We start from the raw sequence: 11,478 nt of genomic DNA, 5'->3' as shown, positions 1-11,478 counted from the left end.
GCCGAACGCAGGCTTCGCCAGCTGCTACGGTCCGCGTTAAGGCTTAACTGATCGGCATTAGGGCAAGCCCGCTCCCACAGGGGATCAGCGTTAATTCGCAGGCAGGCGTTCCAGGCCGACGAACGGGCAAGCTGCGAGCAATTCGTAGAGAGAGCGGCCATCAGGCAAACGCAAATCCACAGGTGCCAACTCAGCCAGCGGATACAGGACAAAGGCCCGTTCCTGCATATGGTAATGAGGGACTTTGAGGCGAGGCTCATCGATCAGGCGATCGCCAAACAGCACGATGTCCAGATCCAGGGTGCGTGGCCCCCAGCGTTCAAGGCGTTCGCGACCCTGTTCGTTCTCGATGGCTTGCAGCGCATCAAGCAGCTCCAGCGGCGCCAGGGTGCTGTCGAGGGCAGCGACCGCGTTGGTGTAACGCGGTTGGCCGGGCAGCAGCGAGTCGCTTTGATAAAACGCGGACACCCCGACCAGTCCGGTCTGCGGCAGCTGCGCCAGCGCATCGACGGCGTTGCGCAATTGTTCGGCGGGGTCAGCCAGATTGCTGCCCATGCCGATGTAGATGCGTTCCATGGATTACTCGCCCGAGACGCTCGGCTCGCCGGCTGCGCGTTTACGCTTGGCGCCACCGCTGCGGCGACGTTTGCGGGGTGCGCCGGTGCCGTCGTCCTTGCCACTGAGGTCGCGGATCATGTCGCGACGTTCGCTGTCATTGGCGTCCTGGTAATCCGTCCACCATTCACCCAGGCCATCGGTCTGCTCACCGGCGCTTTCGCGCAGCAGCAAGAAATCGTAACCGGCGCGGAACCGTGGGTTGTCCAGCAACAGGTCGGCGCGCTTGCCGCTGCGGCGTGGCAGGCGCTCCTGCATGTCCCAGATCTCGCGGATCGGCATGGTGAAGCGTTTCGGGATTGCAATGCGTTGGCACTGTTCGGCAATCAGTTCGTGAGCGGCTTCCTGCATGGCCGGAATCGGCGGCATGCCACGTTCTTGCAGGCGCAGTACGCGAGCCGGCAGGGCCGGCCACAGCAGGGCAGCAAACAGGAACGCCGGGGTCACCGGTTTGTTCTGCTTGATCCGCAGGTCCGTGTTGATCAGCGCATCGCTGATCAGGGTGTGGGTGTACGTCGGGTTGTATTCCAGCGCCTCGGCACTGGCCGGGAACAACGGATCGAACAGCTGCAAGTCGACCAGCATCTCGAAGGTGTCCGCGGCGTGGCCGGAGAGGAACAGCTTGAGCACTTCTTCGAACAGGCGGGCCGACGGGATCTCGCGCAGCATCGGGGCCAGCTCGCGGATCGGCAAGGCGCTGTGTTTTTCGATACCGAAATTCAGTTTGGCGGCAAAACGCACGGCCCGCAGCATCCGTACCGGGTCTTCCTGGTAGCGCTGTTTCGGATCGCCGATCAGGCGGATCAAGTGATTGCGGATATCGTGTACGCCGTTGGCGTAGTCAAGAATGCGCTCGCTGACTGGGTCGTAGTAAAGGGCGTTGATGGTGAAGTCGCGGCGTTGCGCGTCTTCTTCCAGCGTGCCGTAGACGTTGTCGCGCAGGATGCGCCCGCTTTCATTGCGGGAAGACTGGTTGCTGTCTTCTTCCTCGTCGTTTTGCGGGTGATTGGCGCGGAAGGTCGCGACTTCGATGATTTCGCGGCCGAAGTGAATGTGCACCAGCTTGAATCGACGGCCGATGATCCGCGCATTGCGGAATTCGGCCCGCACCTGTTCAGGTGTGGCGCTGGTGGCGACGTCGAAATCCTTGGGCGTGATGCCGAGCAGCATGTCACGCACACAGCCGCCGACCAGGTAAGCCTGGTAACCGGCGTTCTGCAGGCGTTCGACGATATTCACCGCGTAACGGCTGAATTGGGCCTTTTGCAGCGAGTGTTGGCCGCTGTTGAGCACTTCAGGCGTACTGCGAATGTGTTGCGTATGACGCTTGGGAGAACGGAATGACTGGAACAGCTTCTTCAGCATGGGATGCACTGTTTGAAGGAATGTTCGGCCATAACAGAAGAATGACCGCATGATGGGCGGGGATTCTAGCATTTAGTCGAGGGATGGTGTAGGACACAGCAGATATGAGCTGTAAGCCGCAGGCTTCAAGCGCAATTCAAGGCAGATTTGGGAAGGTTTTTTTGAATCTCGGAAACTACAAGGGGAGCCGAAGCTCCCCAAGAAGTAGTTGCATGCTCTATTTTTATTATTGGTTTCGGGCTTTTTGTTTTTGTTAAGTGCCCTCGTCATGACGTGTTTCTTTCATGACCCTCCCAATCGGGAGCCAAGAGCAAACGGATTGCTTTGGTCGCTGTGCTGCAGTGATCTTGCGATCCAACCAGTTCAGGCACTGTCTTAGGACAGTTTTTTATTATTCTCGGCCTGGTCGTGGGGCGATCCCCCAAATACAACGCCTCTCCAAAAGAATCAGTTAGCTGCGCCTCTCGCCGTCTTGTTTTTATTGTGCGTGAGTCGATTCGTCTTATTTTTATTATGTTATGCATTGCTTGTTATTGTTCTTGTACCAGACATATAGCATGGTGCGTGCCAACTTTTGCGAACCCCAGTAAAACAAGGGGTTTGGCCGGTTGGTTCAGTTTTTTCAGGCCAAAAAAAACCGGGGCTTCGTTACCGTAAGCCCCGGCTTCTGTTACGTGAAAAATCTGAGGTAACAGTTTTTTCACAAAGTCATGTGTTACCCGCGCATCAGACAGGTGCCATTCAGCTTTCGCTGGCGACCCCGGTTTTGCGGCGCGGGATGCCCAGGCGCTGACGACGCTCCCACAGGCATTTACGGCTGACCCCGAGTTTGCGGGCCAGCTCGGTTTCGGTCATGTGGTCCTGATGCTCAAGGACAAAGTGCTGGAAGTAGTCTTCCAGTGACAAATCTTCGGTCGGCTCATGGCTGGAGTTACCGCCATTGCTGGCCTGCTGCGGTGCCAGGCCGATGAAGTCGTCGTCTTCCAGGTCACTCAGTTCGATGTCGATACCCAGCAGCTCGGCCGAAATTTCCGGGCTCTCGCACAGGATGACTGCGCGCTCGACGGCGTTTTCCAGCTCGCGAACGTTACCTGGCCAGGTGTAATGACGAATCGCCTGTTCGGCATCCGGGGCGAATTTCAGATCGGTGCGGTTGACCCGCGCGCTCTGCCGCGCCAGGAAGGCATTGGCGATTTCGTTAACGTCCGCACCGCGCTCGCGCAAGGCCGGCAGCTTCAGGGCGATCACATGGAGGCGGTAATACAAGTCTTCACGGAACTGGCCGATTTTTGCCAGGCTCTTGAGGTCCCTGTGAGTCGCGGCGATCAGGCGTACGTCGACTTTCTGCGATTGTACCGAGCCTACCCGGCGAATTTCGCCTTCCTGCAACACGCGCAGCAAGCGGGCCTGGGCTTCCAGTGGCAATTCGCCGATTTCATCGAGGAACAGGGTGCCGCCGTCCGCCGCTTCCACCAGACCTGCACGCCCGGCGCTGGCGCCCGTGAACGCGCCCTTTTCGTGACCGAACAGCTCGGACTCGATCAGGCTTTCCGGAATGGCTGCGCAGTTCACCGAAATCATCGGTGCCTTGGCGCGCTTGGACAGGTTGTGCAGGGCACGCGCCACCAGCTCTTTACCGGTACCGGATTCACCCTGAATCAAGACATTGGAGTCGGTTGGCGCGACTTTGCGGATTTTGCTGTACAGGTCCTGCATCGGCGGGCACGAACCGATAATGCCGATTTCACCGTTGCTGTTATCGACGCCAGCTTTTGCGGCGCCGTTGGTCGCTTTGCCGGCGGCAGGTTCGACGTTGGCTGGCAGTGATGCCCGGTCACGCAGGATGCGGGCGACGGCCTGGAGCATTTCATCGTGATCGAAAGGCTTGGCGATGTAATCCACCGCGCCCATCTTCATCGAATCGACTGCCGAACGCAGGCTGGCGTAGCTGGTCATGATCAGCACCGGTGTGCCCTGGCCGAGTTTGATCAACTCGGTGCCCGGTGCGCCCGGCAGACGCAGGTCACTGACGATCAGGTCGAACGTGGGAATGGTGAAGCGTTCTTGTGCTTCCTGCACTGAACCGGCTTCGCTGACCTGGTACTGGTTACGTTCCAGCAGGCGGCGCAAGGCGGAGCGGATAATTGTTTCGTCTTCGACGATCAAAATGTGCGGCATTGATTCGATACTCTCGACGGTCTCAGTTCACAGCGGACGTCGCTTCGACATGACGCGGCAAGGTCACCCGGATTCGGGTGCCGCGTTGGCTTTGAACATCAGCCGGGCTGTCGATGGTGATTTGTCCATAATGCTCTTCAACGATGGAATAGACCAGTGCAAGGCCCAGACCGGTGCCTTCGCCAGGATCCTTGGTGGTGAAGAAAGGTTCGAACAATCGGTCCATGATGTTCTTCGGAATACCGCTGCCTTCGTCTTCCACGATCAAGTCGACCGTGTGTTCGCCGGCTTCGCTTTTTACCCGCACCGCGCTACCGGGAGGCGAGGCGTCGCGGGCGTTTGAGAGCAGGTTGATCAGTACTTGGGCGAGTCGCTGCGGATCGCCTTCGACCCAGTGATCGGGGTCGCACAAGTTATAGAACTGCACTTCGAAATTGCGTCGGTTCAGCGCCAGCAAGCCGATGGCATCCTGAGCCACTTCGGCCAGACAGACGGGCTCATCGGTTTGCTGGTGACTGCCGGCGTGGGCGAAGCTCATCAGTGACTGGACGATGCGTGACACACGCTTGGTCTGCTCAAGGATCTGCCCGCTGATTTCCTTCAGTTCGCCATCGTCTTCGCGCTCTTCGCGCAGGTTTTGCGCCAGGCAAGCAATGCCGGTGATCGGGTTGCCGATTTCGTGGGCGACACCTGCCGCAAGTCGACCGATGCTGGCCAGGCGCTCGGAGTGCACCAGTTTGTCTTCAAGCATCTGGGTTTCGGTCAGGTCTTCCACCAGCAACACCAAGCCGCTGTTACCCGGTGCGAGCGGTTCATCGATCGCCGCTTTGTGCAGGTTCAACCAGCGGGTCTGGCCATCCAGGGCCAGGTGCTGTTTGTGTAAGTGTTCGTCCGGCAAATTAATGAAGCCTTGCAGGAGTTCTTTCCACGGATCGGCAATGGTGCTCAGGCGCGAACCGACCACTCGTTGCGCGGCAATCCCCGTCAATTCCTCCATGGCTTTGTTCCACATGAGGATTTCCTGATCCTTGGCCAGTGAGCAAACACCCATCGGCAGTTCCTGCAGGGTCTGGCGGTGATAGCGGCGCAGGGCATCGAGTTCGGCGGCAAGGCCAGTCAGGCGCGAGTGGTAGTCCTCGAGGCGACTTTCGATGAAGTGAATGTCTTCAGTGACATAGTTCTCGCCGCCTGCCTTATAAGGCAGGAACGTTTCGACCATGTCCTGAGCCACGCTCGGGCCCATCAGGCCAGACAGGTTGGCTTCGATGCGGTCACGCAATCGGCGCAAGGCGTATGGGCGACGCTCGTCGAACGGCAGGTAGAGATCGCGCAGCGCCTGTTCGACTTCTTTTTGTGCCGCCTTGGCGCCCAAGGGTTTTGCCAGCTGCGTGGCGAATTCCTGAGGCGACGCGGCGTGCAGTTCGCGGCGTTGCGGGCGACGCACATTGTCCACCGCACAGGCTTCGGCGGCGCTGGCCTCTTCAGGGCTGGCGTTGGTGAATAGCGATATCAGAGTGAACATCAGCACGTTGGCTGCCAGCGAGGCAATCGCCGCCATGTGCCAACTGGTGTCGTCCAGTACGTAGATCATGTTCAGCAGCGGAATATAGAAGCCCTGCAGATTGCCCACCAGCGGCAACAGCATCGTGACCAGCCACACCAGAATCCCCGCCAGCAAACCGGCAATGAAGCCGCGACGGTTGGCGGTTGGCCAATACAGAACCGACAGCACCCCGGGCAGGAACTGCAACGTGGCAACAAATGCGACGATGCCGAGGTTCGCCAGATCCTGCTCTGCACCCAGCATCAGGTAAAAGCCGTAGCCGGCCATGATGATCGCAACGATCAACGCCCGACGAGTCCACTTCAGCCAACGGTAGATGTTGCCTTCGGCCGGTGGCTGATAGAGCGGCAACACCAGATGGTTCAGTGCCATCCCGGACAGCGCCAGGGTAGTGACGATGATCAGGCCGCTTGCCGCCGACAAACCGCCGATATAGGCCAGCAGTGCCAAGGCTTTGCTGTTGGCGGCGATGCCGATGCCCAGCGTGAAGTATTCCGGGTTGGTGGTGGCACCGAGCTTCAGGCCGGCCCAGAGAATCAGCGGCACCGCCAGGCTCATCAACAGCAGGAACAGGGGCAGGCCCCAACTTGCACTGACCAGCGAGCGCGGGTTGAGGTTTTCGGTAAAGGTCATGTGATACATGTGCGGCATCACAATCGCCGAGGCGAAGAACACCAACAGCAACGTACGCCACGGACCTTCTTGCAGCGGCGTGTGCAAGGCGGCGAGGGCGGTCTGGTTTTGCAGCAGCCAAAGCTCAAGGTGTTGCGGGCCGTCAAATACACCGTACAAGGCATACAGACCGACACCGCCGAGGGCGATCAACTTGATCACTGACTCGAAGGCAATGGCGAACACCAGGCCTTCATGTTTCTCGCGGGTGGCGATGTGGCGGGAACCAAAGAAGATGGTGAACAGGGTAATCAGTGCGCAGAAACTCAGGGCGACCCGATGCTGCACCGGCTCACGGGTGAGAATGCTGATGGAGTCGGCGACTGCTTGAATCTGCAAGGCCAGCAGCGGCAACACGCCGACCAGCATGAAAATGGTGGTCAGCGCCCCCGCCCATGTGCTGCGGAAGCGGAACGCGAACAAATCGGCCAGGGACGACAGCTGATAGGTGCGGGTAATTTTCAGGATCGGGTACAACAGCACCGGCGCCAGCAAAAATGCGCCGGAGACCCCGAGGTAGCTGGATAAAAACCCGTAGCCGTACTGATAGGCCAGGCCCACCGTGCCGTAAAACGCCCACGCACTGGCGTAAACGCCCAGTGACAGGGTGTAGGTCAGCGGGTGGCGAATGATCGCCCGGGGGATCATGCCCCGTTCACTGACCCAGGCCACGCCGAACAGCACCGCCAGGTACGCGGCGCTGATCAGGATCATCTGGGTCAGGCTAAAGCTCATCGGCATCTTTTTGGCTCTGCAGGATGAAGGTCACGACGATCAGAATCAGCCAGAGCAGATAAGGGCGATACCAGGCGCCAGTGGCGTCGATCCACCAATCCATGATGGCCGGGGAGAACAGATAAATCCCCACTACCAGGAGCAGGACCAAGCGATAGATGTACATCCCGGTCTCTCTTTTTTATGCGCGTGCCCGAAAACGTGCGGCGATGGTAACGGATGGGCGCGCCACTGCAAGTGCGATCACTGCAGTTGCGCCTCAGGCAGGTTTAGTGTGCGCGGGATCAGCGTCGCATCCCAGTGGGCAATGCCCCAGTTCAACACCTCCCGTGGGCTGGCGTAAGCCAGTTCGGTAGCGGGGTTTTGCCCGAGTGCGCGTAATGCACGCAGCAATAAAGGGGTGGCCTGATCTTCGGTCAACGGCGGCGAGCGGTAGGATTTGCCGAGTTTGTTGCCATCGGGCTGGGTAATCAGCGGGATGTGCAGATAACGCGGTTGCCGCAGGCCGAGCAGTTCTTGTAGATAGAGCTGGCGCGGCGTGGAGTCCAGCAGGTCGGCGCCTCGCACAATATCGGTGATGCCTTGCCAGGCATCGTCCAGTACGACAGCCAGTTGATAAGCGTAGAGCCCGTCGCGACGGCGAATCACAAAATCGCCCACCTCGCGACCCAGATGCTGGCGGAATTCACCTTGCACGCGGTCGATGAAGTGGTATTCCAGCTCGGGCACGCGCAGGCGAATCGCCGCGTCTTCGGTGCCGTGGCCAGCGTTGCGGCACAGTCCCGGATAAATACCGTGGTAGTGCTCCAGCTGCTTGCGCGAGCAGGTGCAGGCGTAAGCAAGGCCGTGATTGAACAGGCGGTTGAGTACTTCGGCGTACGCTTCATGCCGGTCGCTCTGGCGGACCATTTCGCCGTCCCACTCGAAACCATAGCTTTCAAGTGCCTTGAGAATCGCCGCCTGAGCGCCGGGTTCTTCCCGTGGCGGGTCGAGGTCTTCCATGCGCATCAGCCAGCGGCCACCCACCGCGCGGGCGTCGAGGTACGAGGCCAGTGCGGCGACCAGCGAACCGAAATGCAAATGTCCACTGGGCGTGGGGGCGAAACGCCCGATGTAGGTGGGGGAGGTGATAGCAGTCATGAGGGCAAGTTTACTTTGTCTGGTCGTGCTCAAGTCCCTGTGGGAGCGAGCCTGCTCGCGAAAGCGGTGTATCAGCCGCCATCAATGTTGAAGCTGATGGCCCTTTCGCGAGTAGGCTCGCTCCCACAGGTTGCTCTCCGTGGTGAATCTCAGAAACAAAAACGGAGCGTTCGCACGCTCCGTTCTTCGTTCAAGTCGATGTTACTTGCCGACTTGCTTTTCCTTGATTTCCGCCAGGGTCTTGCAGTCAACGCACATGTCGGCGGTAGGGCGGGCTTCGAGTCGCTTGACGCCGATTTCGACGCCACAGGACTCGCACCAGCCATATTCTTCGTCTTCAATCAGTTGCAGCGTCTTGTCGATCTTCTTGATCAGCTTGCGCTCGCGGTCGCGGGCACGCAGCTCGAGGCTGAATTCTTCTTCCTGGCTGGCACGGTCTGCCGGGTCCGGGAAGTTGGCCGCTTCGTCTTTCATGTGATCAACAGTACGGTCGACTTCCTGCATCAAGTCCTGTTTCCACTTGTTCAGGATCTTGGTGAAGTGAGCGCGCATGGGCTTGCCCATGTACTCCTCGCCCTTCACTTCTTTGTAGGGTTCGAAGCCGCTGATTGTCGTGCTTTGCTGTTGCTTTGCTTGGGTGGGCATGAAATGGACCGCCTCTACTCTTGTAATCCATCTGCGCAGGATTGCTCCATCACCGACACCTGCCGGCCCTGCGGCTGCAAGCGGGCGAACTTACCAGATCAAATCGGGGCGCGCTACTCCTGGATGTCGAGGTAGTGGCCCTTTGCGCTTGCAAATCATCGCAAAGCCTTGTCTGGTGGTGTTGGAGACCTGGTCAAATATTGATTTTAGTCAAACTTGGGGTACTCGTTTGAGTCGTTTATGGTCAGGTGCTAAGGCGTCAGACCGCTTTAGGCTCTCGCTCGTTCCTGCGCTTGGGTAGAATTGATTCTTTTCTCTGTTGAAGGAAGGCTAATGGCTCAGTCCTACAGTGCCCGCAGTCGTGCAATCGAACCTTTCCACGTCATGGCGTTGCTGGCGCGGGCCAACGAACTGCAAGCCGCTGGCCACGACGTCATCCACCTGGAAATCGGCGAGCCTGACTTCACTACCGCTGAGCCGATCATTCAAGCCGGCCAGGCGGCATTGTCGGCAGGGAAGACCCGTTACACCGCCGCGCGGGGTATTCCCGAGCTGCGAGAGGCCATTTCCGGTTTCTATCAGCAGCGTTATGGGTTGAACATTGACCCCAAACGAATCCTCATCACCCCAGGCGGTTCGGGCGCCTTGTTACTGGCCAGCGCCTTGCTGGTGGATCCGGGCAAGCACTGGTTGCTGGCGGATCCGGGCTACCCCTGCAACCGGCACTTCCTGCGATTGGTGGAAGGTGCGGCGCAGCTTGTTCCTGTAGGTCCAGAGGTGCGTTATCAGCTGACCCCTGATCTGGTTGCGCGTCATTGGGACCACGACAGCGTGGGCGCGTTAGTGGCTTCCCCAGCCAATCCGACCGGGACGATCCTGACGCGCGATGAGCTGGCGGGGTTGTCTGCGGCGATCAAGCTGCGACACGGTCATCTGGTGGTGGATGAGATCTATCACGGCCTGACGTACGGCACCGATGCCGCCAGCGTGCTGGAAGTCGATGACAGTGCGTTTGTGCTGAATAGCTTTTCCAAGTATTTCGGCATGACTGGCTGGCGTCTCGGTTGGCTGGTGGCGCCTGAGGCCGCTGTCGGCGAGCTGGAAAAACTCGCGCAAAATCTCTACATCAGCGCGCCGAGCATGGCCCAGCATGCCGCATTGGCCTGCTTTGAGCCGGCGACCATCAGCATTCTCGAAGAGCGCCGCGCTGAATTTGGCCGTCGTCGCGATTTCCTGCTGCCAGCCTTGCGCGAGCTGGGTTTTGGTATCGCCGTGGAGCCGGAAGGCGCGTTCTATTTGTATGCGGATATTAGCAAGTTCGGCGGTGATGCCTACGCGTTCTGCCGACACTTCCTTGAAACCGAGCATGTGGCAATTACCCCGGGACTCGATTTCGGGCGCTTTCACGCTGGGCACCATGTACGTTTTGCCTACACTCAAAGCCGGCCGCGCTTGCAGGAAGCGGTCGAGCGAATCGCTCGCGGTTTGAAGAGCTGGCAAGGCTGATGCGTTTTCATCCTCCCCTCGAAGAAGGGCGTCTGATCCGTCGTTACAAGCGCTTTCTCGCCGATATCGAAACCGTTAGCGGCGAGTTGCTGACTATTCATTGTCCCAACACGGGCTCGATGCTCAATTGTCAGGTCGAGGGTGGGCAGGTCTGGTTCAGCCGTTCCAACGATCCGAAACGCAAGTTGCCCGGTACCTGGGAAGTCGGCGAAACCCCGCAAGGGCGCTTGTTTTGCGTCAACACCGGGCGAGCCAATGGTTTGATTGAAGAGGCGTTGCGCGCGGGTGTGATCAGTGAACTGAACGGTTTTACTGAGCTCAGGCGCGAGGTGGCTTATGGGCAGGAAAGCAGCCGGATCGATTTCCGTCTTGATTACCCCAGCGGCCCGGCCTATGTAGAAGTCAAAAGCGTTACCCTGGGCTTCGACGGCTCTGCGGTGGCCGCGTTTCCCGATGCGGTGACCCAGCGTGGAGCCAAGCATTTGCGCGAATTGGCGCACCTGGCCCGGGACGGGATTCGTGCGGTTCAGTTGTATTGCGTCAACTTGACCGGTATCGATGCGGTGCGTCCTGCGCAAGAAATCGACTCGGCCTACGCGGCGGCTTTGCGTGAGGCGGTGGCGTGCGGGGTGGAAGTGCTGGCCTATGGCGTGCGTCTGACCCATGAGGAAATGGTGGTTGATCGGCGCCTGGACGTGCTGCTCAGCGGCTAAAGGCTGACCCAGATACCTTGCGCGTCTTCGCGGCAGGGCACGGTGGTCAGCGATTGACCGGCGCAGGGGCCGGAAACGCATTCCCCGTCTTCGATCAGAAACAGTGCGCCGTGGGTGGCGCACTGAATCAGACTGTTGCTGGGGTCGAGAAAGCTGTTTGGCGTCCATTCCAGGCCCACCCCGCGGTGCGGGCAGCGATTCACGTAGACGTAGACCTGACCACCCCGGCGTACGGCAAAGAGTTTCTGTCCTTCGATGTCGAAACCGCGACTGCTGGCGTCAGCCAATTCGACACCTGTGCAAAGAAACTTCATGTCTATCCTCAGATCCATCGCCTCGTGACTA

General features: G+C 59.1%; 10 protein-coding genes. 2 read left to right on the top strand and 8 right to left on the bottom strand.

Annotated elements, in window-relative coordinates; translation table 11 throughout:
• Nucleotides 1–90: 90 nt before the first annotated feature.
• The 7 genes from folK to dksA all read right to left on the bottom strand — a co-directional run bounded on the left by folK (nt 91) and on the right by dksA (nt 8,914).
• On the bottom strand, nt 91–576 hold the full coding sequence (gene folK, locus PMI22_RS03530; protein WP_007948668.1) for a 2-amino-4-hydroxy-6-hydroxymethyldihydropteridine diphosphokinase: 486 nt from the start codon (nt 574–576) through the stop codon (nt 91–93).
• A gap of 3 nt (nt 577–579) precedes the next feature.
• The gene (locus PMI22_RS03535; RefSeq protein WP_007948667.1) at nt 580–1,980 is read right to left on the bottom strand and encodes a polynucleotide adenylyltransferase PcnB; all 1,401 of its coding nucleotides are present in this window, start codon (nt 1,978–1,980) and stop codon (nt 580–582) included.
• 741 nt (nt 1,981–2,721) lie between these two features.
• The gene (locus tag PMI22_RS03540) at nt 2,722–4,158 is read right to left on the bottom strand and encodes a sigma-54-dependent transcriptional regulator (RefSeq protein ID WP_007948666.1); all 1,437 of its coding nucleotides are present in this window, start codon (nt 4,156–4,158) and stop codon (nt 2,722–2,724) included.
• 22 nt (nt 4,159–4,180) lie between these two features.
• A complete protein-coding gene (locus PMI22_RS03545; RefSeq protein WP_007948665.1) occupies nt 4,181–7,135 on the bottom strand; it encodes a sensor histidine kinase in 2,955 nt (984 codons plus the stop codon).
• Nucleotides 7,119–7,295: a hypothetical protein gene (locus PMI22_RS31175; RefSeq protein ID WP_003176118.1), complete on the bottom strand. Its 177-nt coding sequence runs from the start codon at nt 7,293–7,295 to the stop codon at nt 7,119–7,121. The genes PMI22_RS03545 and PMI22_RS31175 overlap by 17 nt, the downstream gene beginning before the upstream one ends.
• Before the next feature lie 77 nt (nt 7,296–7,372).
• On the bottom strand, nt 7,373–8,269 hold the full coding sequence (gene gluQRS / locus PMI22_RS03555) for a tRNA glutamyl-Q(34) synthetase GluQRS (RefSeq protein ID WP_007948663.1): 897 nt from the start codon (nt 8,267–8,269) through the stop codon (nt 7,373–7,375).
• A gap of 201 nt (nt 8,270–8,470) precedes the next feature.
• On the bottom strand, nt 8,471–8,914 hold the full coding sequence (dksA, locus tag PMI22_RS03560; protein ID WP_007948662.1) for an RNA polymerase-binding protein DksA: 444 nt from the start codon (nt 8,912–8,914) through the stop codon (nt 8,471–8,473).
• A 333-nt stretch (nt 8,915–9,247) separates the two neighbouring features.
• Here dksA and PMI22_RS03565 point away from each other — a divergent pair, with 333 nt between their 5' ends.
• Nucleotides 9,248–10,420, top strand: a complete 1,173-nt coding sequence (locus tag PMI22_RS03565) for a pyridoxal phosphate-dependent aminotransferase (RefSeq protein ID WP_007948661.1) — start codon at nt 9,248–9,250, stop codon at nt 10,418–10,420.
• Entirely contained in the window at nt 10,420–11,133 is a 714-nt protein-coding gene (sfsA, locus tag PMI22_RS03570; protein ID WP_007948660.1) for a DNA/RNA nuclease SfsA, read from the top strand. Before PMI22_RS03565 ends, sfsA begins: the two co-directional genes overlap by 1 nt.
• Here the strand turns inward: sfsA and PMI22_RS03575 are convergent.
• Nucleotides 11,130–11,447: a Rieske (2Fe-2S) protein gene (locus PMI22_RS03575; protein WP_007948659.1), complete on the bottom strand. Its 318-nt coding sequence runs from the start codon at nt 11,445–11,447 to the stop codon at nt 11,130–11,132. The two genes, sfsA and PMI22_RS03575, sit on opposite strands and share 4 nt — an antisense overlap.
• Nucleotides 11,448–11,478 lie beyond the last annotated feature (31 nt).

Origin of the sequence: Pseudomonas sp. GM21 (assembly GCF_000282215.1) — a bacterium.
Taxonomy (GTDB): domain Bacteria; phylum Pseudomonadota; class Gammaproteobacteria; order Pseudomonadales; family Pseudomonadaceae; genus Aquipseudomonas.
Note: the sequence above shows the minus strand (reverse complement) of the source record. Positions and strands in the feature narration are given on the sequence as shown.